Here is a 23,014-nt window from a genome sequence, read left to right on the forward strand (position 1 = left end):
GTGGGCCAAGTGCTTCCTTCGTAGGACGCCTCGGCCCATAATCGCGGCCTGCACAATAAAAATGGCCGTGAGCGCACCATGACCTCAAGTCCCGAACTCCCCGCGGTGTCAGACGCACCGCGCAAGAGTCGTAAGAACAACCCGGAAAAGACCCGGGAGAACATTCTCCAGGAAGCCATCGTCGAGTTTGTTCAGCAGGGCCTGTCCGGCGCTCGCGTGGATGCCATCGCCGAGCGCATCCACACCTCCAAACGCATGATCTATTACTACTTCGGCAGCAAGGAGCAGTTGTACGTCGAGGTGCTGGAGAAGCTCTACGGCGATATTCGCAACACCGAAACGCGCATGAACCTCACTGCCCTGGAACCGCGTGAGGCGATCCGGCGGCTGGTGGAGTTCACCTTCGACCACCATGATCAGAACGTTGATTTCGTGCGTATTGTCAGCATCGAAAATATCCACAATGCCGAGTACGTGAAACGCACCGAAACGATCAAGGCGATGAACAGCAAAATCCTCGAGGGGCTGGGAGTGACGTTGCGCCGGGGCGCCGAGATGGGGCTGTTCCGCGAAGGGCTGGAGCCGTTGGACGTACACTTGCTGATCAACTCATTCAGCTTTTACCGGGTGTCCAACCGCCATACGTTCAGTGAGATCTTTCAGATCGACCTGTCGGATGAGACGGTTAAACAGCGGCATCGCGAGATGATTTGCGAATCGGTGTTGCGCTACCTGCAGGCCTGAATACACCGCCTAACCCAATGTAGGAGGGGACAAGCCCCCTCGCACATTTCAGGTATTCATGCTCTTGAAGTGCGCGAGCATTCGCTGCGCATCCGGCACTTCACCACTGAACAACTCAAACGCCTTCACCGCCTGGAACACCGCCATGTTGCCGCCATCCAGGGTGCGGCAGCCCAAGGCGCGGGCATCGCGCAGCAGTTCGGTTTCCAGTGGGAAATACACAATTTCAGCCACCCACAGTTCGGCTCTCAGCAGGGCCGCTGGCACCGGTGTGCCGGGCAGTTTGGCCATGCCCATCGGCGTGGTGTTGACCAGGCCATCGGCCTCGGCCATGGCGTTTTCAAGGTGGGTGCCGACCTGGGCGCGGCCGGCGCCGAAACGCTGGGCGAGGTTATCCACAAGGTCGCGGGCGCGGCTGGCGTCCACGTCGAAAATACTCAAGTGTTCGACACCTTCGGCCAATAGCGCATGCGCCACTGCGGCACCGGCGCCACCCGCGCCCATCTGCACCACGCGTTGGCGCGGCACATCGCTGAGGTTGCGGCGAAAACCCTCGGCAAACCCCAGGCAGTCGGTGTTATGGCCGATACGCTTGCCGTCCTTGAAGACCACGGTGTTGACCGCTCCGATGCCTCGGGCCTCGTCGGACAAATCATCGAGCAGCGGCAGGATTGCCTGCTTGCACGGGTAGGTAATGTTCAATCCGGTGAAGTGCATCAACTCGGCAGCGTCCAGCAGGTCGGGCAGGGCGTTGATGTCCAGGTGCAGGGGCTCAAGGTCAATGAGGCGATACAGGTAACGCAAGCCTTGGGCGTCTCCTTCCTGCTCATGCAGGGCAGGGGTGCGGGAAGCCTGGATGCCGGCGCCGATCAGCCCGGCGAGGATGCGCGGTTTCATCGGGCCGACCCCTTCAACAACTGGCTGAAATGTTCCAGGGCCAGGTGGTAGCCATGGCTGCCAAAACCCGCGAGCACGGCCTTGGCGATGGGCGACACAAACGAGTGATGCCGAAACGCCTCGCGCGCATGCACATTGGATAAGTGCACCTCGATCACCGGCACTTCACTGGCTACCAAGGCGTCGCGAATCGCCACCGAGGTGTGCGTCCAGGCGGCCGGGTTAATCACGATACCGGCGCAGCGAGCGCGGGCGCCGTGGATCCAGTCCAGCAGCTCGCCTTCGTGGTTGGTCTGGCGGAATTCGATTTTAAGCCCCAGTTGTTCGGCGCTGCGGCCGCACAGGGCGGCGACGTCGGCCAGGGTTTCATGGCCGTAGGTCGCGGGTTCGCGGGTGCCGAGCAGGTTGAGGTTGGGGCCGTTGAGCACCAGCACGATGGGCGGCATACAGGGGATCTCCACAGTTCTTGTTCGTTGTGGGGATAAAATGTACTGGTTGGTTAATTTGGTCAATTGATGGCGGCGGATATGTTCGATTACCGAACTGTTAATCAGGCGTGCCCTGCGCTCGAATCGGATTAGATATCAATTGAAAATCATTCTCGACAACGCTTAAGATGCCCGCCTGTTTCCTTTACATTCCAGGGAGTCGGTTTGTCGGACGTGGATCTCAAAGGCCTGTTTCTGAAGCATGCCGATACCCTGCGTGGGTATCTGGCGCGCAAGGTACGGGACCCGCAGTTGGCCGCCGACCTGGTACAGGAGAGCTTCCTGCGCCTGGCGGAAAAACCGGCCGGCGAGCGTATCGACAACTCCCAGGGCTATCTCTATCGAACGGCGAGCAATCTGCTGATCGACCATATTCGCCAGGAAGCGCGGCGCAAGACCGATTCCGTGCCCCATGAGGCGCTGGCCGAGATTGAAGATGAAGTGGCCGGGTTGGAGGCTCAGGCAATGGCGCAGCAACAGCGACAGGCATTGAAGCAGGCGTTGGCGGAGCTGCCGGAACGCACCCAGCAGATCTTCCGTCTGAACCGTATAGAGGGCATGACCCACGCCCAGGTTGCCCGGCATTTGGACATTTCCGACAGTTCCGTGCAAAAGCACCTGGCCAAGGCGCTGGCGTATGTGATGCAGCGCTTGCAGGATGGCGAGGTGGGGCCATCCGACGAATGAATTACGGAAAAACCTCAGGTCAGACGTCACAGCGTCATATAACGAAAAATTCGAGATTCACACGTGAATAGCCAGGGTCAGCAACAGCACAGCATTACCGAGGAGGCCGCCGAGTGGGCGGTGCGCCTGCACGCCGGTGCCCTGACCGACCAGGAGCAGGCCGAGCTGTGCCAGTGGATCGCCTGCGACAGCCGCCACGAAGCGGCGCTGCGCTTTGCCGAACAGACCTGGGCGGCGTTGGGCGAGGTGCATAAGGACGAGAGCGTTCACCGCCAGCGCCCCGCGACTGCAGCGCTGCCCGTGCGCCGCTCCCCGCGGCGCAGGCCCTGGCAACGTGCGGCGGCGGTCGCGTTGGTCGTGGTGGTGGCCGGCGTCGGCTGGCTGCGTGGGCCGGACGCCTGGCTGCACATGCAGGCCGACTATGTCACCCAAAAAGGCGAGGTGCGCACCGTGCACTTGGCCGATGGCAGCACGGTGGAGCTGGATTCCGCCAGTGCCATCCGCCTGGATTACGACGGCGTGCAGCGGCGTATCAGCCTGATCCAGGGCTCGGCGATTTTTGATGTGGCGCCGATGGTGGGTCAGGAGACCCGTCCGTTCGTGGTGCAGAGCGCCGGCGGGCAGACGCGGGCGTTGGGCACGCGGTTTGTGGTGGCGCGCGAGGCCGAACGCCGGGCATGGGTGGGCGTGTTGCAGCACAGCGTTGAAGTTTCTTTGCACGCCTCACCGAAAAAAGGCCCGAGCGATCGGGTGCTCCAGGAGGGCCAGGCTGCACGCTACAACGCCCAGGAGGGTGTGGTGCCCCTGGATCAGTTCGATGTAGACCGTGCCACCAGCTGGCGACGTGGCGTGCTGATCTTTGATCGCCAGCCCCTGGCCAAGGTCATTGAGCAGCTCAATCGCTACCGTCCGGGGCGGGTGGTGTTGACCCATGCCGACCTGGGCGAGCGCGAAGTCAGCGGTGTCTTCCGTCTCGACATGCTCGACAGCGCCCTCGGCACCCTCACCCAGGAACTTCAAGTGCAACGCTTGGACCTGGCAGGCCTCAGCCTGATCTATTGATGATCCGGTGGGAGGCCCGCTCCCACTCGCTTAACTCCCCCCAGCGCAAAAACTTTTGAAAAAGCCTTACTGACTTCCTGCGCCTCGTACGTCTTGATAGGTGAGAAGCATTCGCATAAACAAAAATACGATCAGCGCAGGGAAACCAGAAATGTCAGTACTCACCAAGGGGCGTCTCACCGGTAGTCGGTTAGCCCTGGCCATCCACTTGGGCCTGTTCGCCGCAGCCGCTCCCGTGTATGCGACGCAGCCTCAGGTGGGCGCTCCCCAGCCGGCGGTGCTGGCGTTCGATGTGCCGGCGCAATCCTTGGGCAGTGCCGTATTGGCCTTTGCCGACCAGGCCGGTTTGCAGGTGCTGTTCGACAGCCCACGCCTGCAAGGCTTGAGCAGCACGGCGCTCAAAGGCAGCTTCAGCGTGCAGGAAGGGCTTGGCCGTTTGCTCGGTGCCACGCCGGTGGAATATCGCTTTACCGGCGAGCGCCAGGTAACCCTCAACCGTGTCAGCGACGACCACGACGGCGCCATGACCGTGGGCACCACCACCATCACCGGCAACACCAACGGCCAGGCCAGCGACTGGGTGTACCAGACCCCAAAGTCCGTGGCGGTGATCAGCCGGGACATGATTGATAAACCTCCGCCCCGTCACGCCGCCGACATGCTCGAAGAAACCGCCGGCGTCTACACCGCCGTCAACCAGCGCGACCCTGGCCTGTCGGTGAATATTCGCGGTGTGCAGGACTATGGCCGCGTGAACATGAACATCGACGGCATGCGCCAGAACTTCAACGTCAACGGCCACCAGCAGCGCAACGGCACGATGCTGATCGACCCGGAGTTCATCTCCAGCATCGAGATCGACAAAGGCAGCCAGTCGGGGCAGGGCGGAGCGGCCGTGCTGGGTGGCATTGCGTCGTTCAAGACCCTGGATGCCAGTGAGTTCCTCAAGGACGGCAAGGACTACGGCGGCCGCCTTCGCGCCGGCAGCGGCATCGGTGAGCTGGGTAACGGCACCGACTTCAACGGCAGCGGCGTGTTCGCCTTTGGTGATGAGCGCGGCGATGTATTGCTGGGCTACAGCGAGCGGCATTTCGGTAACTACCGCGCCGGCAGGCACAACGACGACAACCTAGGCACCAACCTGCGCGCCAGATCATCTGCCCCTGCGGCCTTCGACGACTGGTTGAACAGCGAAGTCGGCGACACCGGCAGCGTGACCCGCTCACAGATCGTCAAGTTCGGCCTGAACCTGCCCAACGACCAACGCGTGCAGTTGAGCTACCTGGAAACCGACACCGACAGTAACGATGCCTGGGGCTATATCGCCGACGACCTTCAGAGCACCTACTACGTACGCAACAGCAAAAACAATCTCAACGCCAAAAACGTCGCGCTGGACTACAGCTACAGCCCGGACAACCCGCTGATCGATCTCAAGGCCAAGCTCTATTACGTCACCACCCAGATGGATCGCGGCAACGCCCCCAACCTGTCGTCGCCAGGTACCGGTAACTACGTCGGCGCCTACACCGATCACTTCCAGACCGACACCTGGGGCCTGCAGGGTGACAACACCTCGCGGTTTGATTTCGGCGAACGGGGGCATGTCACTTGGAACTACGGGGTGGAGTTGTATCAGGACGAGTTCAAGCCCCGGACCAACAAAGTTGAAGCCACCAACAACCTGGGCTTGTTGCCTTACGCAGAGGGCAGTACGCCAGGGGGCAAACGCACCATCGCCAGTCTGTTCAATAACGCGCAGTACGAATATGGCGGCTGGCTAACCCTGGATGCGGGCTTGCGTTATGACCGCTATCGGCTTGAAGGCGAAACCGGCATGACCCTGTACCGGCGTGATCGTTTCTACAGCAGCCTCGTCGGCGCCAGGCGTGTCTCGGAAGTGATCGAGGTCGACCGTGAAGAGGGCCAGTTTTCCCCCACCTTCGGTCTTGCGGTAAAACCGGGCGTGGACTGGCTGCAACTCTATACCCGTTGGGGCAAGGGCTGGCGGCCACCGGCGGTGACCGAAACCTTCATGACCGGCCGCCCCCACGGTGGTGGTTCGGGAGAACGCGTGTTCCCCAACCCGTACCTCAAGCCTGAAGAATCGCGGGATTGGGAAGTGGGCATGAATGTCTTCAAGGAGGGGTTGTTCTTCAGTGATGACCGCCTCGGCATGAAGGTGGCTTACTTCGATACCCGGATTGAAAACTTCTCTTTCCTCAACACCAGCGTCAGCTTGCCGGAAACCCAGGTGGGTGGATTTCTCGGGACCATGGCTTACGTCAATAACACCAACCCGACGCGTTTTCGCGGGGTCGAATACCAGCTCAATTACGACATGGGGCGCGCGTACGCCAACCTCAGCTACACCCACATGATCGGCAGCAATGAATTCTGCTCGAAGAACTATTACATGGGCGGCGCCAAGACCACCGGGCCAAGGACCACTCGCCTGGAGCGTTTCACCCTGCCGGATGGGCGCATCAGCATACGGCCGGTCACCACCTATGAAGTGTTGGATGACGACGTCGCCAACAACAAGGAAAGCTGCGGGCGAATCATGGGTAACGCCACGTACATGCCTGCCGATCGCGGCTCGCTGACCCTGGGCATGCGCTTCCTGGAAAAACGCCTGGATACGGGTGTGCGTGTGCGCTACAGCTCGGGCAACGGCGAAAACCTCGATCAGCAGGGCTACGAGCTGATGGATCAGGCGATGTGGCCCAAGTACACGCTCTATGACCTGTACGCCAGTTACTGGATGACCGATCAACTGAACATTGCACTGGCGTTGGAAAACGCCACCGATGAAGCCTATTTCGTCGCCATGGGCGACGCCAACAACCTCAGCCTGGCGCGCGGGCGAACCCTGAGCGGCATGCTGGAATACAAATTCTGATCAGTGTGCCCAGGCAGCTGATCAACGGTTTTGCCCATGGGTGGGCAAAAAGGCGCGCCGCACCGGCGTGCTCATCAACAACGTTGTTTAACGAGGTTTAGCGATGACTATTTCTGTTAGCTACGATTCGGGCCTGGGTTCTCTGTCGGTATCGGACTACCTGAGTTCCTGGGCAGTGGGGTTCAACACGGCAGGTCACGGCACCAGTAACACGGGCGGCTTCAGCAACGGCACCCTCAGCGGCGACCAGTATTCGACCCACGGCGCCAACAACTCCGAGTACGCGTTCATCGCCGACAGCGACACCAGCAATGGCCTGCACTATGTGTTCAACCCATCGTTGCCCGCCAGCAGCAACCTGAACCACTACCTGTGGGGCGACCTGGATAATGTGCAACTGGGCACTGGCCTGGGCGGCGGCAATGGCAGCGACTTCAGCCTGAGCGACTTCAAGGTCGCGTTCAACGGCCTCGACCTGAGCGCCGCCGAGGGTGCCGGCCGGGCTGGCAACGAAGTACAAAGCGTGATCTACGGTTTGATGCAGGGCAATACCGCCGCGCTGGAAACCGTGCTCAACAACCTGCTCGACGACTTTGGTCTGTCCACTGCCAGCACGTTCGACGAAGTGTCGGCGGGCCTGGCGGCACACGCCAGCGCAGTGTCCACCGACGTTGCTCTGGTGGGCGTGCAGGACGTGGCACAGGACTGGGCACTCGCTGCCTGAACCTGCTGCTGCATGAAAAAAGCGAATGGAAGATCGCTCTCCCATTCGCCGCATTACACCGCCTTCGCCCAAGCCTTCTAACTCTACCGGCGACGGCGGTGCCGAATTCTGCGCAGCGTCGTATCGCCTGTCAACGCGGCGACGCTGCACGCTCAACCCCACGAGAATTCCCAGATGCGCCACGCCGGCAACGAAACCCTGGCCGCCCTCACGGCCTATAAAGGTGGCTTCTTCAACATCGGCCTGTTCTCGGTGGTGATCAACCTGCTGATGCTGGCCCCGGCGCTGTACATGCTGCAGGTGTACGACCGCGTGCTGGCCTCGGGTAATCAGATGACCCTGCTCATGCTGACGTTGATGATCCTCGGGCTGTTCGGCCTGATGGGCGCGTTGGAGTGGGTGCGCAGCCAGGTGGTCATCCGCCTCGGCACACAGATGGACATGCGCCTCAACCAGCGGGTCTACGACGCCGCATTCGAAGCGCAACTCAAGGGCGGCACCCAGGCGGCGGGCCAGGCGTTGCATGACCTGACCACCTTGCGCCAGTTCGCCACCGGCCAGGCGCTGTTCGCGTTTTTCGATGCGCCGTGGTTTCCGGTGTACCTGCTGGTGATCTTCCTGTTCCACCCCTGGCTTGGCCTGCTCGCGCTGGGCGGCGCGGTGATGCTGATCGCGTTGGCGTGGATCAACCACCACGTCAGCCAGGCGCCGATGGCCCAGGCCAGCCAACTGTCCATCCACGCCAGCCAGCAGGCCACGGCCAACCTGCGCAATGCCGACAGCATCGAAGCGATGGGCATGCTCGCCACCTTGCGCGGGCGTTGGTTCAACCAGCACCAGGCGTTCCTCGCCGAGCAAAACCTGGCCAGTGAAAAGACTGCCGCCGTCACCGCCTGGTCCAAGGGCGTGCGCCTGGCATTGCAATCGCTGGTACTCGGCCTGGGCGCGTTGCTGGCGGTGCAGGGCGATATCACGCCGGGGATGATGATTGCCGGCTCGATCCTGATGGGGCGGGTGCTGAGCCCCATCGACCAACTGATCGGCGTCTGGAAACAATGGGGCTCGGCGCGCCTGGCGTACGAGCGCTTGTCGCAGTTGCTGGCGGCCAACCCGGCGCGACCGCCGCGCATGAGCCTGCCGGTGCCCAAGGGCCAGTTGAGCGTCGAGCAAATCAGCGCCTGCGCCCCTGGCAGCCGGCGGCCGGCGCTGGTGAACCTGGCGTTCAACCTGCCAGCGGGTGAAGTGCTCGGCGTGATCGGCCCGTCAGGCTGCGGCAAGTCCACCCTGGCGCGGGTGCTGGTGGGCGCCTGGGCACCGCTGGCCGGCAAGGTGCGGCTGGACGGCGCCGACCTGGCCCAGTGGGACAAACAGCAACTCGGCCCGCACATCGGCTACCTGCCCCAGGACATTCAATTGTTCGCCGGCAGCATCGCCGAAAACATCGCGCGGTTTGCCGAGCTGGAGGCCGACAAAGTCCTCGCTGCCGCGCAAATGGCCGGCGTGCATGAACTGATTCTGCAACTGCCCCAAGGCTACGACACGCAATTGGGGGAGGGCGGTGCGGGGTTGTCCGGCGGGCAAAAGCAACGCGTGGCCCTGGCCCGAGCGCTGTACGGCCTGCCGGCGTTGATCGTGCTGGACGAGCCCAACGCCAACCTCGACGAAGTGGGTGAGCAAGCCCTGCTCCAGGCGATCACCCAGCTTAAGCAGCAGCGCCGCACTGTGATCCTGATTACCCACAAAGCCAATGTGCTGAGCCTGACCGACCAGTTGCTGATCCTCAAGGACGGCCAGTTGCAGGCCTTTGGTCCTACGGCGCGGGTGTTGGAAGCACGGCAGAAAGCCGCAGCGCCCAAGCCGGTGTCGACCCTGAGCATGAGCTACCGCCTCGGTGAAGGAAAACAGGCATGAGCATGAGTAAACCGGTGCTGGTCAGCGACCGCCCTCACACGGTGTTGGCGCTGGATGACAAACAATACTCGCGCTTGGGCTGGTGGCTGGTGCTCGGCGGCTTTGCCGGATTTATCGGCTGGGCCGCGTTGGCGCCGCTGGACAAAGGCGTGGCGGTGTCGGGCAAGGTCATGGTCTCTGGCCATCGCAAGACCGTGCAGCATCCTGCCGGTGGCATCGTCGAGCGCATCGAGGTGCGTGACGGTGATGTGGTCAACGCCGGCCAGGTGCTGTTGCGCTTGAAGGAAACACCCTTGCGCGGGCAGATGCAGTCGCTGCGCAGCCAGTACCTGGCGTCTCTCGCCAGTGAGGCGCGCTTGAGTGCGGAAAGCGAAGGTTTGCCCGCCATTGCATTCGGCCCTGAATTGCTGAATGAACCTGAGGCAGCCAACACCCTGAATCTGCAACGGCAACTGTTCACCAGCCGCGCCCAGGCGCTGGCCACCGAGCAACAAGGCCTGCGCGAAACCATCGCCGGCGCCGAGGCGCAGTTGCGTGGCACGCGGGATTCCCAAGCGAGCAAGGTGCAGCAACGCGCGGCGTTGAATGAGCAACTGCAAGGCCTGCGCGAGTTGGCGCGCGACGGCTATATCCCGCGCAATCGCCTGCTCGACAGCGAGCGCCTGTACGCCCAGGTCGACGGCGCGATTGCCGAAGACTACGGGCGCATCGGCCAGTTGCAGCGCCAGGTTTTGGAGCTGCGCCTGCGCATCCGCCAGCTCGGCGAAGACTTCCAGAAAGACTTGCGTGGCCAGTTGGCCGAGACCCGCACCCGCAGCGACGACCTGCGCAACCGGCTGGCGTCGGCCGAGTTCGAACTGGCCAACAGCCTGGTGCGTGCGCCGGCTTCGGGGGTGGTGGTGGGGTTGGACGTGTACACCGAAGGCGGGGTGATCAAGCCCGGCCAGGCGCTGATGGACATCGTGCCCCAGGGCGAACCGCTGTGGGTGGAAGCACGGGTGCCGGTGCAAATGATCGACAAGGTACACCCAGGTTTGCCGGTAGAACTGCTGTTCTCGGCCTTCAACCAGGCCACCACCCCGCGGGTAGCCGGTGAGGTGACGCTGGTCTCCGCCGACCGCCAGGTCGATGAGCGCACCGACGAACCTTATTACACCGTGCGCGCCCAGGTCAGTGCGGCGGGCATGCAACAGCTGGACGGCGTGCAGATCCGTCCCGGTATGCCGGTGGAAACCTTTATCAAGACCGGTGAACGTTCGATGCTCAACTACCTGTTCAAACCTTTGTTGGATCGTACCCACATGGCCCTGGTGGAAGAATGAAGGCGCTGTTTTTTACCCTGTGCCTGAGCGTTACACCGGCGGCGCATGCCTTGGGTTTGCTCGACGCCTACGACCTTGCCCTACGCAATGACCCGACCTTTCAGGCAGCCATCCAGGAACGTGAAGCCGGCGAAGAGAACCGCGTGATCGGCCGTGCAGCGTTATTGCCGAACCTGTCCTGGAGCTATAACAACTCGCGCAACGCTTCCGAAGTCACCCAAAGCACCGCCGTCGGCAATGTCACCAGCGACCGTGACTACCGCAGCTATGCCTCGACCCTGACCTTGCAGCAACCGTTGCTGGATTACGAAGCCTACGCGCGCTTTCGCCAAGGCACCGCCCAGGCGCTGATGGCCGATGAACGTTTTCGCAGCAAGAGCCAGGAGTTGGCCGTGCGCGTGCTCAGCGCCTACAGCCAGGCGCTGCTGGCCCAGGAGCGCATCGAGTTGAGCCGCGCGCAGAAGCGTGCGTTTGCCGAACGCCTGCAACTCAATGATCGTTTGCTCAAAGGCGGCGAAGGCACACGCACCGATGTGCTGGAAACCCAGGCGCGCTTGAGCCTGGCCCAGGCGGAGGAAATCGAGTCGCTGGACGCCCAGGACAGCGCCTTGCGCGAGCTGGAAGCGATTGTCGGCCAACCGTTGCAGGTCGAAGAGCTGGCACCCCTGGCCCGCCAATTTGACATCCCACCCCTGGAGCCCAACCGCTTCGAGACGTGGCGTGAACTGGCCATGGCCAACAACCCCGAACTCAAGTCCCAGCACCACGCGCTGGACGTGGCCTCTTACGAAGTGGAGCGTAAACGCGCCGGCCACTTGCCCAAGGTCAGCCTGTACGCCAGCAGCCGCCAGACCAGCTCCGATTCGGAAAGCAGCTACAACCAGAAGTACGACACCAACAGCGTCGGTATCCAGGTCAGCCTGCCGTTGTTTGCCGGCGGCTCGGTGTCGGCCTCCACGCGCCAGGCGGCCAATCAACTGTCCCAGGCCCAATACGAGCTGGACGCACACACCTCGGCGACGCTGGTGGAACTGCGCAAGCAATTCAACCTCAACACCAGCGGCGCGGCGAAAGTGCGTGCCTACGAGATGGCTGTCAGCTCCGCCACCGCGCTGGTCACTGCGACCAAAAAGAGCGTCAGCGGCGGTGAGCGGGTCAACCTCGACGTGCTCGACGCTGAGCAACAACTGTTCACCGCCCGCCGCGACCTGGCGAATGCGCGGCATGCGTATCTGCTGGCCAGGATTCAGTTGAAGTATTACGCGGGGTTGCTGAGTGAGCAGGACTTGCGGGCGTTGGCGGGGTATTTCCAGCCGTCGGCATGAGTGGTTACAACCCGGCATTCGCCGGGTTTTTTGTCGTTACTAATCTGTGAAACAGCTTCGAGACCATGGAGCCGGTTGTCGGGTGGCAGGGGGAAATTGTTACCTGGCGGAAAATAACCTAACGGATGGGTTACGATGAAAGTAGGTGCTTACAAGGGGTATGTCATCTCGGTGTTTATCAGGGACGAGCATTGCCCGCCTCATGTGCATGTCAGGGGCAAGGGGTGGGATGCGCGGTTTCGTTTCAGTTTTTTGGATGGGGACGTTGAGTTGTGGGATGTAGAGCCTGAACGGAGGCGGCCACCCACTGCGGTTCTGAAGGAAATACGCGAGGTAATCATGCAGCGACATTATCTGGCACGGGCGCGCAGGATTTGGTGGGAAAAACTGCAAACGGTTTGCCTGGAGAACCATTCATGGAACTGGGACACCAGTGAATTGGTTCCAGGGTTAGTCATTCGACGTGGTGTCTACGTCATCGCAAGCGCCTGGCACGACGCCGTAGCGCAACGGACCATTTTGAATCTGGTAAGAGCGCCAGATTGCGTAGGGATTAATTTATGAAAATCGTAAAAGCCAAAGTCATACCTTATGTACCTCTCACTGACGCCGACGTCGACAAGGCAATCGCCCGTGGCCGCAGGCTAAAGCGCCTGTACGCCAACGCCAGCAATGTGCGTTACGAAAACGATTGCATCTCCATCGGCTTCAGCGACGGCAGCCGCGTCATGTTGCCGGTGGCCGGCCTGCCGGAGTTCGAAGGGTTTTCAGAGGAAGATTTCCAGCAGTTGGAAGTCAGTTTCGGTGGCAAGGCCATTAGCTGTGAGGCCCAGGATCTGGATGTTTCGATCACGGGCCTGATCGCCACAAGCCAGCCGCTGATGGACCTGGCCACCAGCCTGGTAGCCTCACGCAACGGTCGCAAGAGCAGCGCCGCCAAATCCGCCGCCGCCCGCGCCAATGGCAAGAAGGGCGGCCGGCCACGCAAGAAGGAACCTGAGGACGTTGAATTACCGCCTGGTCAATAACACCCCGGATTCCATATGGTGCGTCCACGGGAACTGGTCAAACATCGCACACTGGGTAATGCGGTGGGTGTCATGCAGTTGCGCAATGTTCGCCGCCAGCGTCTCCGGGTTGCAGGAGATGTACAGGATGTTGTCGAAGCGCCGGGTCAGTTCGCAGGTGTCCGGGTCCATGCCGGCGCGGGGCGGGTCGACGAACACGCTACCGAATTCGTAGCTCTTCAGGTCGATGCCGTGCAGGCGGCGGAACGGGCGCACTTCATTCAGCGCTTCGGTGAGCTCTTCGGCGGAGAGGCGCACCAGGGTGACGTTATCCACCGCGTTTTCATCGAGGTTGCTCAGGGCCGCATTCACCGAGGTCTTGCTGATCTCGGTAGCCAGCACTTTACGCACTCGGGTGGCCAGCGGCAGGGTGAAGTTGCCGTTGCCGCAATACAGCTCCAGCAAGTCATCCGGGCGATCGCCCAAGGCTTCGTATGCCCAGTTGAGCATCTTCTGGTTCACCGTGCCGTTGGGCTGGGTGAACGCGCCTTCGGGTTGGCGGTAGCTGAAGGTGCGGCCGCCCACGTCGAGTTTTTCCACCACGTAATCGTGGCCGATCACATCACGCTTGCCCTTGGAGCGGCCGATGATGCTGACATTCAAATCAGCCGCCAGCTTATTCGCCGCGGTGTGCCAGTGCTCGTCCAGCGGGCGGTGATAACACAGGGTGATCATCGCGTCGCCGGCCAGGGTGGTGAGGAACTCCACCTGGAACAGCTTGTGGCTCAGGGCGGCGCTGGCTTGCCAGGCGGCCTTGAGCTGGGGCATCAACTGGTTGATGCGAGTGCTGGCGATGGGGAACTCTTCGATCAGGATCGGCGTGCGTTTGTCGTCCTGGGAAAACATCGCGTAGTGGCGTTCACCGCCTTCGCGCCACAGGCGGAACTCCGCCCGCAGGCGGAAGTTCTGCAGCGGCGACTCGAAGACCTGTGGCTCGGGTGCGTCGAACGGTGCCAGCAGGTCACGCAAACGCGTGACCTTGTCTTGCAGTTGAGCGGTGTAGCGTGCGGCGTCAAAAGTCATGCGTTGAACCAGCCCAGCTTGATCACGAACAGAATCGACAGAATCACCAGTGCCGGGTTGAGCTCACGGTAGCGGCCCGAAAGCAGCTTGATGGCGGTCCAGGCGATGAAACCGAAGGCAATGCCGTTGGCGATGGAGTATGTGAAGGGCATCGCCAGGGCGGTGATCACCACTGGCGCTGCAACGGTAATGTCATCCCAGTCGATTTCGGCCAGGCCTGAGGTCATCAATACAGCGACGAACAGCAGCGCCGGCGCGGTAGCAAAGGCCGGTACGCTGGCGGCCAGCGGCGAGAAGAACAGCGCCAGCAGGAACAGGATTGCGACCACGATGGCGGTCAAGCCGGTACGGCCACCGGCGCTCACGCCCGCAGCGGATTCGATGTAGCTGGTGGTGGTCGACGTACCCAGCAGCGAACCGGCCATGGCGGCGGTACTGTCGGCGATCAGCGCACGGCCCATTTTCGGCATGTGGCCGTCCTTGCCCATCAGCCCGGCGCGCTTGGCCACGCCGATCAGGGTGCCGGAGTTGTCGAACAGGTCAACGAACAGGAAGGCGAAGATCACGCTGACCAGGCCGATGTCCAGCGCGCCCTTGATATCCAGCTGCAGGAAGGTAGGGGCCAGGGACGGTGGCATCGACATCACGCCACCGAACTCGGTGACACCCAGCAGGATGGAGACGATGGTCACCGCCAGGATGCCGATCAGCACCGCACCACGTACGGCCAGGGCTTCCAGCGCAACGATCAGCATGAAACCGAGGATGGCCAGGATAGGCGCTGGTTTGGTCAGGTCGCCCATGCCCACCAGGGTGTTCGGGTTGCCGACCACGATCCCGGCGTTGTGCAGGGCGATCAGCGCCAGGAACAGGCCGATACCGGCGGCAATCGCCGAACGCAGGGGCAGGGGAATGCTGTTGATGATCCACTCACGGATACGGAAGATCGACAGCAGGAAGAACAGCACCGCCGAAATGAACACCGCCCCCAGCGCAACCTGCCAGGTGTGGCCCATGTGCAGAACCACGGTGTAGGTAAAGAAGGCGTTGAGGCCCATGCCCGGCGCCAGTGCGATCGGGTAGTTGGCGATCAGGCCCATTACGGTCGAACCGATGGCCGCCGCCAGGCAGGTCGCGACAAACACTGCGCCTTTGTCCATGCCGGTCTCGCCGAGGATGCTCGGGTTCACGAACAGGATGTAGGCCATGGCCAGGAATGTCGTGATGCCCGCGAGGATTTCGGTGCGCACGTTGGTGTTGTGTGCCTTGAGTTGAAACAGCTTTTCCAGCATGCCTGCTCCCTGTGACGCTATGTTGCGTCGTTATTTGTTGACCTCTAAGTCAAAGCACAAACTGCGCCAAGCGCCTGTGGTTCCAGAGAGGATCGGAAAAAGCGGCGCATCATACCAGCAGCCGAGGCTGTGTGGCGCATGGCCTTGAGGCATACTGCTGTGACGTTCAGTACCGGGTCTTCGACAGCATGAAAAAAGCCAACGCGTGGAGTCTAGCCTTGATCCCTTGTCTCGGCCTGTGGTTGGGCGCGGCACCGGTGTGGGGCGCGACTGCACCGCCCTTGAGCGAGGTGCGCGTGTTCAAGGTCGAATCGGCCCGTTGCACGGAAACCATCCCGGAACGCGCGCAAAGCACCCAGATGTGCACGCACCGTGGGCCCACCAAAGTGTCGGTGATGGAAGTCGGCCTGGGCAACAACCCGGTGGGCCGCTTCAATGGTGCCGAACTGAACGGGCAGCGTACGCCCGTGTGCCAGGTCGGTAGCGTCAGCGAGGCCTGCAGCGGGGCGGGCACGCTGATGGGCTACATCTATGTATTTGACCTGAATGTCGAAGCCCAGGGCTGGTTCGAATACAGCAACTCGTCGATCAACGGCCCGCGAAACACCTTGAAGACGCTGCTCAATATCCGCTGATCAATCAGCTTGAACGCTCAAAATTCCGGGAAGTCGTACCCCTGAGACGGCGATTTTCCTGAACGCCGCGGATGTACACCAACCCGTGAGGTGTTTATGAGCGCGACCCCTAATGGCGCGGCGGCCCAGCCGTTCGTCGCCCACTCCATACGCTTGACCCTCAATGGTCAGCACCGCCAACTGGATGTATTGCCCTGGACCACGTTGCTGGACCTGCTGCGCGAGCAACTGGACCTGGTCGGCAGCAAAAAAGGCTGCGACCACGGCCAGTGCGGCGCCTGCACGGTATTGCGCGACGGCAAACGCATCAACGCCTGCCTGACCCTGGCGGTGATGTGCGATGGCGCCGAATTGACCACCATTGAAGGCCTGGCCGGCGGCGACCAACTGCATCCGATGCAGCAAGCCTTTATCAAGCACGATGCCTTCCAGTGCGGTTACTGCACGCCGGGTCAGATTTGCTCCGCCGTCGGCCTGGCCAATGAAGGTCGCGCCCACGATACCGCGCAGATCCAGGAACTGATGAGCGGCAACCTGTGCCGCTGCGGTGCCTACAGCAACATCCGCGATGCCATCGAAGAGGCCTTGCCTGCCTGCCGTACTCAAGGAGGCGAGCAATGAATCCCTTCCAGTACAGCAAACCGGCGGATGTCCACGAAGCCGTGCACCTGAGCAGCGCCGCGTCGCGCTTTATTGCCGGCGGCACCAACCTGCTGGATTTGATGAAAGAAAACATCAGCCGCCCCGAGCACCTGATCGACATCACCGGCCTGCCGCTGAATGAGATTGAACAAACCGCCGGGGGCGGCCTGCGGATCGGCGCGCTGGTGAGCAATGCCGACCTGGCCTGGCATCCGCTGATCGAACAGCGTTACCCGTTGCTGTCCCAGGCGATCCTTGCCGGTGCTTCGCCGCAACTGCGCAATATGGCCAGTACGGGTGGCAACCTGTTGCAGCGCACCCGTTGCTACTACTTCTATGACGCCACCGTGCCCTGCAACAAGCGTGAGCCCGGTAGCGGCTGCCCGGCGCGCACTGGGTTGAACCGTATCCATGCGATCCTCGGCGCCAGCGAACAGTGCGTGGCCACTCACCCGTCGGACATGTGCGTGGCCCTGGCGGCGCTGGAGGCGCGGGTGCATGTGGAGGGGCGTGGCGGTGCGCGGGTTATCGAGTTTGCCGACTTCCACCGCTTGCCCGGTGATGCGCCGCAACGCGACAACCAACTAGCCGACGATGAGCTGATCACCGCCATCGAATTACCCGCCGACCAGCTGGCGCGTCACAGCCACTACCTGAAAATCCGCGACCGTGCGTCTTACGCGTTTGCGTTGGTGTCTGTCGCCGCCGCTCTCGAATTGGAGGGCGACCGAATCGTCGACGCGCGCCTGGCCCTTGGCGGCGTGGCCCATAAACCCTGGCGTGACCGCGCGGTGGAAGCCTCGCTGATCGGCCAGGTGGTCAGCCGCGAGACCTTCAGCAACGCCGCCGACGCCCTGTTGCAAGACGCCGAGCCGCTGGAGCACAACGGCTTCAAGATCAAGCTGGCGCGCCGCGCAATTATCCGCGCACTGAGCGACGCCGCCGTCGCAGGAGAACGCCCATGACCGCTATTGGCAAACCCCTGGACCGTGTCGACGGTCTGCTCAAGGTCACCGGCCAGGCGCGTTATGCCGGTGAATTCCCCGAGGACGGCCTGCTCCACGGCAGTGTGGTGTCCAGCACCATCGCCAAGGGCCGTGTGCTGGCTATCGACGCGGCCAGGGCACTGGCTCTGCCGGGCGTGGTGGCGGTTATCCATCACCTCAACCGGCCGAAAATCGCCAGTTACGACGATGCCTTCCAGGATGATGATGCGGCGGACGGTTCGCCGTTTCGCCCGTTGTATAACGACCGTGTGCTGTACAGCGGGCAGCCCCTGGCCCTGGTGATCGCGGATAACCTGGAGCTGGCGCGACATGCGGGCTCGCTGGTAGAAATCGAATACGCGCGTGAAGACTTCGAGACTGACCTGCTCGCCCAACAGGAACAGGCCCATGCCTCACCGCAGACGCCACCCGCGCCGCGCGGCAACTTCCAGGCCGAGTGGGCCGCTGCCGCTGTCAGTCTCGACCTGCACTACAGCACGCCCATCGAACACCACAACCCCATGGAACCCCACGCCAGCACCGTGCTGTATCAGCCGGACGGCACCCTGCATATTCATGACAAGACCCAAGGCCCGCAGAACTGCCAGGCCTATGTGCAAAAAGTCTTCGGACTGGATAAAAGCCAGGTGCGGATTTTTGCTGCATTCGTCGGCGGTGCCTTCGGCTCAGGTTTGCGTCCGCAGTATCAATTGCCCTTGGCAGTGATGGCGTCCCTGGCGCTCAAGCGCTCGGTGCGCGTCACCCTGACCCGCCAGCAGATGTTCACCTTCGGCTACCGCCCGCGCACGTTGCAGCGTTTGCAGATGGGCGCCGCCGCCAATGGTCGCCTGCTGGCGTTGGGGCATACGGCGATTGGCCAGACCTCGCGCTTCGAAGATTTCAGTGAGCACGTGGTGGAGTGGAGCGGCATGCTCTATCACTGCGACAACGTGCAACTGACTTACAAACTGGTGCCGCTGGATGTGTTCACGCCCCTGGACATGCGCGCGCCCGGCGCTGCGTTGGGTGTGATCGGCCTGGAGTGCGCCATGGATGAACTGGCCAGCGCCTTGGGGATGGACCCGGTACAGCTGCGGCTGGTCAACTACGCCGAGCGCAACCAGAACGAAGACAAACCCTGGTCGAGCAAGGCTCTGCGCGAGTGTTACAGCGAAGGTGCCGAGCGCTTCGGCTGGAACCAGCGCAACCCGGAACCGCGCAGCATGCGCGACGGCCGCCAGTTGATCGGCTGGGGCATGGCCGGTGGCGTGTGGGAAGCCATGCAGATGAAGGCCAGCGCCAAGGCGCGCATCGACGCTGAGGGCAAGCTGACCGTCAGCAGCGCCACCACCGACATCGGCACCGGCACCTACACGGTGATGACCCAGATTGCGGCGCAGGCCAGTGGCGTGGCGGTGGAGGACGTGGTGTTTCTGCTCGGCGACTCTTCACTGCCCACCGCGCCGCTGCAAGGCGGCTCGTTCACCGTGTCGTCCGTCGGCACCGCCGTGCAGCAAGCCTGCGAAGCGTTGAGCGCCAAGCTGCTGACCATCGCCCGGCAAACTTACCCGGTGTTCAAGGAGGCCGAGTCCGTGCGCTTTGAAGACGGCCAACTGCACACCGGTGACGTGAGTGTGTCATTGGCTCAACTGGTCAAGGACAGCGGCGAAGAGACCTTGGAAGTCCAGGTCGACAGCGAACCGGACAAGAAACGCGAGGGGTACGCCACCGCCACCCATTCGGCGGTGTTCGTCGAAGTGCGGGTTGATGAAGACCTGGGCACGATCAAGGTCAGCCGGGTGGTCAGTGCCATCGCGGCGGGGCGGGTGGTCAACCCGAAGATGGCGCGCAGCCAGATCCTCGGCGGGGTGGTGTGGGGTATCGGCATGGCGCTGCACGAAGAGACTCAGATCGACCATCAATTGGGACGCTACATGAACCACAGCCTGGCTGAATACCACATCCCGGTAAATGCCGATATCGGTGAGATAGACGTGGTGTTTGTCGAAGAACACGACGAGATCGTTAACGCCCTTGGGTCCAAAGGCGTGGGGGAAATCGGGATTGTCGGGGTGGCGGCGGCGGTGGCGAATGCGATTTACCATGCCACCGGCAAGCGGGTGCGGGAGTTTCCGATCACCCTTGATAAGGTGCTCTGACGCGGTCCAGCAAACACTGAAAATCCAAATGTGGGAGGGGGCTTGCTCCCGATGGCGGAGTTTCAGTCCAAGCATAAGTTGGCTGATCCACCGCTATCGGGAGCAAGCCCCCTCCCACATTGACCTTATTGCCACATTGAATCATGCAGCGGGCTTGATGCTTTCTTCCACCGGCACATGCATACGATCCCGATTCGCCAGGGTCGGGAACAGTTTGATCCACACCCCGGTCACCACCAGCGTGCCGATCCCGCCCATCACCACGGCTGGCACTGTGCCAAACCAATGGGCAGTGATGCCCGACTCGAACTCGCCCAATTGGTTGGACGCGCCGATAAACAGGCCATTGACCGCACTCACCCGGCCGCGCATTTCATCCGGGGTTTCCAACTGCACAAAGGATGCGCGGATGACCATGCTGATCATGTCCGCCGCGCCCAGTACCACCAGTACCGCCAGGGAAAACCAGAACGAGGTGGACAGGCCGAAGGCAATGGTCGCCACGCCGAATACGCCGACGGCGGTGAACATCACCCGGCCGACCTTCCGATCTACCGAAAAACGCGCCAGCCACAGTGACATCAACAACGCACCCACCGCCGGCGCCGAACGCAACAGGCCCAGGCCCCAGGCGCCGGTCAGCAGGATGTCCTTGGCGAACACCGGCAGCAACGCGGTGGCGCCGCCCAGCAGCACGGCGAACAGGTCGAGGGAAATCGCCCCGAGGATGTCCGGGCGGCTGCGGATAAAACGAATCCCCGCCAGCAGCGAATCCAGGGTGGCCTTGCCTTTATTGAGCGGGGTGTGGCGGGCGGGCAGGTTGAGGGTCAGCACGCAGGCGATGAGGTACAGCGCTACTGTGGGGCCATACACCCAGACGCTGCCGAAGGCGTAAAGCAAACCGCCCAGCGCCGGGGCAACGATGGTCGCCAGTTGCTGGGCCGACTGCGACGAGGCCACGGCCCGCGGAAACAGCGCGCTGGGTACGATGCTCGGCAACAGGGCCTGGGTGGTGGGCATTTCAAACGAGCGCGCCGCGCCGAGCAGGAACGCCAGGATAAAGATCATCTCGCGGGTCACGTTGCCGGTCAGGCCGCCGATGGCCAGGGAGAGGGCAATCAGCGCCTGCACGGTCTGGCAGATGGCCGCGACTTTGCGTCGCTCATAGCGGTCGGCCACATGCCCGGTGTGCAGCATGAACAGCACGCGCGGCACGAACTCCACCAAGCCGACCAACCCCAAGTCCAGCACGTTGCCAGTGAGCTGGTAAAGGTTCCAGCCGATGGCCACGGTAAGCATCTGGAAGCCGCTGGCGGTGAAAATCCGTGCCAGCCAGAACGCGATGAAAGGGCGGTGGTGACGTAACAGCAACGCGGGTTCACTGGGCATCGGGAATTCTGGTCAAGGCCGGAGGAAGGGCCGAGATTATCATCAAGTTGTAACAGATGGTTGCAAGAACTGCGCTGAGGCAGTCTGTCACGCGGCAAAAGACCACACGGACCAACCGCGAAAATGGGACTACTCTTTTGACTGTGATTGATCCAGATCAAAGTCATTTCAGAATTTGTTCTGGTGGCCGCAAGGCCCGATTCCCTACGTGGTTGGTTAAAAAAAGAAACGAATTGAAATTCGCCAGACTCCATATCCGTGGGGGCAGTGGGTGCAGGCTCCCGCCAGCAGCCGGTATTACCTGACAGAGGAAGACTTATGTTCGGTTTGGAGGCGCTAGATCTCGCCCGAATTCAGTTCGCGTTCACCATCTCATTCCACATCCTGTTCCCGGCGATCACCATCGGCCTGGCCAGTTACCTCGCGGTGCTGGAAGGCTTGTGGCTCAAGACCCATAACGACACCTACCGTGACCTCTACCATTTCTGGTCGAAGATCTTTGCCGTCAACTTCGGCATGGGCGTGGTCTCCGGTCTGGTCATGGCCTACCAGTTCGGTACCAACTGGAGCCGCTTCTCGGACTTCGCCGGCGCCGTCACCGGGCCTCTTCTGACCTACGAAGTGCTCACGGCCTTCTTCCTCGAAGCCGGTTTCCTCGGTGTGATGCTGTTCGGTTGGAACAAGGTGGGGCGCAAGCTGCACTTCTTCTCCACCGTGATGGTGGCCGTCGGTACGTTGATCTCGACCTTCTGGATCCTGGCGTCCAACAGCTGGATGCAGACACCGCAGGGCTTTGAAATCATCGACGGCCGCGTGATTCCTACCGACTGGCTGGCGGTGATCTTCAACCCGTCGTTCCCCTACCGGCTGGCGCATATGGCTACGGCGGCGTTCGTGGCGACCGCGTTCTTCGTCGGTTCCTCGGCGGCCTGGCACTTGCTGCGCGGCAAGGACAACCCGGCGATCCGCAAGATGTTGTCGATGGCGATGTGGATGGCCCTGATCGTGGCGCCTATCCAGGCAGTGATCGGTGACTTCCATGGCCTCAACACCCTCAAGCACCAGCCGGCAAAAATCGCCGCCATCGAAGGCCACTGGGAAAACAAAGGCAATGAGCCTACCCCGCTGATCCTGTTTGGCTGGCCGGACATGAAAGCCGAAAAAACCAAATACGCGGTGGAGATTCCGTACCTGGGCAGCCTGATCCTGACCCACTCCCTGGATAAACAGGTGCCGGCGCTCAAGGAGTTCCCACCGGAAGACCGGCCGAATTCGACCATCGTGTTCTGGTCGTTCCGGGTCATGGTCGGCTTGGGTTTCCTGATGATCTTCACCGGTCTGTTCAGCCTCTGGCTGCGCCGGGGCGACAAGATGTACACGTCCAAACCGTTCCTGTACCTGGCGCTGTGGATGGGGCCGTCTGGCCTGATCGCGATTCTTGCCGGTTGGTTCACCACCGAAATCGGCCGCCAGCCGTGGGTGGTCTACGGGTTGATGCGCACGGCGGATGCTTCTTCCGGGCATAGCCTGGCGCAGATGACGATCACCCTGGTGTTGTTCGTGGTGGTGTACTTCGCGCTGTTTGGTGCGGGCCTGGGCTACATGATGCGCCTGGTGCGCAAAGGCCCGGTGACCCACGAAAGCACGGAGCCGACCCACGGTGGCCCTGGCCAGAAACGCACACCGGCCCGTCCTTTGTCCGCCGCCGATGATGGCAGCGATGACGACCACGCCCACATCCAGCACAAGGGGAATTGAG

The 23,014-nt window shown here is 62.0% G+C and carries 20 protein-coding genes; 15 read left to right on the forward strand and 5 right to left on the reverse strand.

All coding sequences use genetic code 11. From position 1 onward, the window contains the following. Positions 1-78: 78 nt before the first annotated feature. Positions 79-744, forward strand: a complete 666-nt coding sequence (locus tag FBY10_RS14170) for a TetR/AcrR family transcriptional regulator (RefSeq protein WP_131700137.1) — start codon at positions 79-81, stop codon at positions 742-744. Between the two features lie 48 nt (positions 745-792). On the opposite strand, the gene FBY10_RS14175 is transcribed toward FBY10_RS14170, so the two are convergent. Together FBY10_RS14175 and aroQ are read right to left on the reverse strand one after the other, a co-directional pair. Then, entirely contained in the window at positions 793-1,641 is an 849-nt protein-coding gene (locus FBY10_RS14175; protein WP_131700138.1) for a shikimate dehydrogenase, read from the reverse strand. After that, positions 1,638-2,087, reverse strand: a complete 450-nt coding sequence (gene aroQ, locus FBY10_RS14180) for a type II 3-dehydroquinate dehydratase (protein WP_010206717.1) — start codon at positions 2,085-2,087, stop codon at positions 1,638-1,640. Before aroQ ends, FBY10_RS14175 begins: the two co-directional genes overlap by 4 nt. A gap of 207 nt (positions 2,088-2,294) precedes the next feature. Between aroQ and FBY10_RS14185 the strand changes: the two genes are divergently transcribed. From FBY10_RS14185 to FBY10_RS14225, 9 genes are all read left to right on the forward strand, one after another. After that, complete coding sequence (locus FBY10_RS14185) at positions 2,295-2,816, forward strand: RNA polymerase sigma factor (RefSeq protein WP_131700139.1); 522 nt, start codon at positions 2,295-2,297, stop codon at positions 2,814-2,816. Positions 2,817-2,879: 63 nt separating this feature from the next. Beyond that, entirely contained in the window at positions 2,880-3,878 is a 999-nt protein-coding gene (locus FBY10_RS14190; protein WP_145336652.1) for a FecR family protein, read from the forward strand. Between the two features lie 151 nt (positions 3,879-4,029). Next, a complete protein-coding gene (locus tag FBY10_RS14195) occupies positions 4,030-6,780 on the forward strand; it encodes a TonB-dependent receptor (RefSeq protein WP_145336650.1) in 2,751 nt (916 codons plus the stop codon). A gap of 103 nt (positions 6,781-6,883) precedes the next feature. Continuing rightward, entirely contained in the window at positions 6,884-7,504 is a 621-nt protein-coding gene (locus FBY10_RS14200; RefSeq protein ID WP_065938324.1) for a heme acquisition protein HasA, read from the forward strand. Between the two features lie 174 nt (positions 7,505-7,678). Continuing rightward, the gene (locus FBY10_RS14205) at positions 7,679-9,415 is read left to right on the forward strand and encodes a type I secretion system permease/ATPase (RefSeq protein WP_145336648.1); all 1,737 of its coding nucleotides are present in this window, start codon (positions 7,679-7,681) and stop codon (positions 9,413-9,415) included. Beyond that, complete coding sequence (locus tag FBY10_RS14210; RefSeq protein WP_145336645.1) at positions 9,412-10,737, forward strand: HlyD family type I secretion periplasmic adaptor subunit; 1,326 nt, start codon at positions 9,412-9,414, stop codon at positions 10,735-10,737. The genes FBY10_RS14205 and FBY10_RS14210 overlap by 4 nt, the downstream gene beginning before the upstream one ends. Beyond that, entirely contained in the window at positions 10,734-12,062 is a 1,329-nt protein-coding gene (locus FBY10_RS14215; RefSeq protein WP_145336644.1) for a TolC family outer membrane protein, read from the forward strand. The genes FBY10_RS14210 and FBY10_RS14215 overlap by 4 nt, the downstream gene beginning before the upstream one ends. A 135-nt stretch (positions 12,063-12,197) precedes the next feature. Then, positions 12,198-12,626 carry a DUF4160 domain-containing protein gene (locus tag FBY10_RS14220; protein WP_145336642.1) on the forward strand — a complete coding sequence of 143 codons (429 nt, stop codon included), beginning with the start codon at positions 12,198-12,200 and terminating at the stop codon, positions 12,624-12,626. Beyond that, on the forward strand, positions 12,623-13,090 hold the full coding sequence (locus tag FBY10_RS14225) for a DUF2442 domain-containing protein (RefSeq protein WP_145336640.1): 468 nt from the start codon (positions 12,623-12,625) through the stop codon (positions 13,088-13,090). Before FBY10_RS14220 ends, FBY10_RS14225 begins: the two co-directional genes overlap by 4 nt. Here FBY10_RS14225 and trmA read toward each other — a convergent pair. Both trmA and FBY10_RS14235 read right to left on the reverse strand, forming a co-directional pair. Next, complete coding sequence (gene trmA / locus FBY10_RS14230; protein ID WP_145336638.1) at positions 13,073-14,152, reverse strand: tRNA (uridine(54)-C5)-methyltransferase TrmA; 1,080 nt, start codon at positions 14,150-14,152, stop codon at positions 13,073-13,075. The two genes, FBY10_RS14225 and trmA, sit on opposite strands and share 18 nt — an antisense overlap. After that, the gene (locus FBY10_RS14235; RefSeq protein ID WP_131700148.1) at positions 14,149-15,444 is read right to left on the reverse strand and encodes an NCS2 family permease; all 1,296 of its coding nucleotides are present in this window, start codon (positions 15,442-15,444) and stop codon (positions 14,149-14,151) included. Before FBY10_RS14235 ends, trmA begins: the two co-directional genes overlap by 4 nt. A gap of 188 nt (positions 15,445-15,632) precedes the next feature. On the opposite strand from FBY10_RS14235, the gene FBY10_RS14240 reads away from it, so the two are divergent. From FBY10_RS14240 to FBY10_RS14255, 4 genes are all read left to right on the forward strand, one after another. Beyond that, on the forward strand, positions 15,633-16,079 hold the full coding sequence (locus FBY10_RS14240) for a DUF4879 domain-containing protein (protein ID WP_145336637.1): 447 nt from the start codon (positions 15,633-15,635) through the stop codon (positions 16,077-16,079). A 96-nt stretch (positions 16,080-16,175) separates the two neighbouring features. Next, complete coding sequence (locus tag FBY10_RS14245; protein ID WP_145336635.1) at positions 16,176-16,700, forward strand: (2Fe-2S)-binding protein; 525 nt, start codon at positions 16,176-16,178, stop codon at positions 16,698-16,700. Next, on the forward strand, positions 16,697-17,686 hold the full coding sequence (locus tag FBY10_RS14250; protein ID WP_145336633.1) for a xanthine dehydrogenase family protein subunit M: 990 nt from the start codon (positions 16,697-16,699) through the stop codon (positions 17,684-17,686). Before FBY10_RS14245 ends, FBY10_RS14250 begins: the two co-directional genes overlap by 4 nt. Beyond that, a complete protein-coding gene (locus tag FBY10_RS14255) occupies positions 17,683-19,866 on the forward strand; it encodes a xanthine dehydrogenase family protein molybdopterin-binding subunit (protein WP_145336631.1) in 2,184 nt (727 codons plus the stop codon). Before FBY10_RS14250 ends, FBY10_RS14255 begins: the two co-directional genes overlap by 4 nt. Positions 19,867-20,007: 141 nt before the next feature. Here FBY10_RS14255 and FBY10_RS14260 read toward each other — a convergent pair whose 3' ends face one another. Next, a complete protein-coding gene (locus FBY10_RS14260) occupies positions 20,008-21,255 on the reverse strand; it encodes an MFS transporter (protein ID WP_131700153.1) in 1,248 nt (415 codons plus the stop codon). 318 nt (positions 21,256-21,573) lie between these two features. Between FBY10_RS14260 and FBY10_RS14265 the strand changes: the two genes are divergently transcribed. After that, positions 21,574-23,013 carry a cytochrome ubiquinol oxidase subunit I gene (locus FBY10_RS14265; protein WP_131700154.1) on the forward strand — a complete coding sequence of 480 codons (1,440 nt, stop codon included), beginning with the start codon at positions 21,574-21,576 and terminating at the stop codon, positions 23,011-23,013. Position 23,014: the final 1 nt, after the last annotated feature.

Source organism: Pseudomonas sp. SJZ103, assembly GCF_007828335.1.
GTDB lineage: Bacteria > Pseudomonadota > Gammaproteobacteria > Pseudomonadales > Pseudomonadaceae > Aquipseudomonas.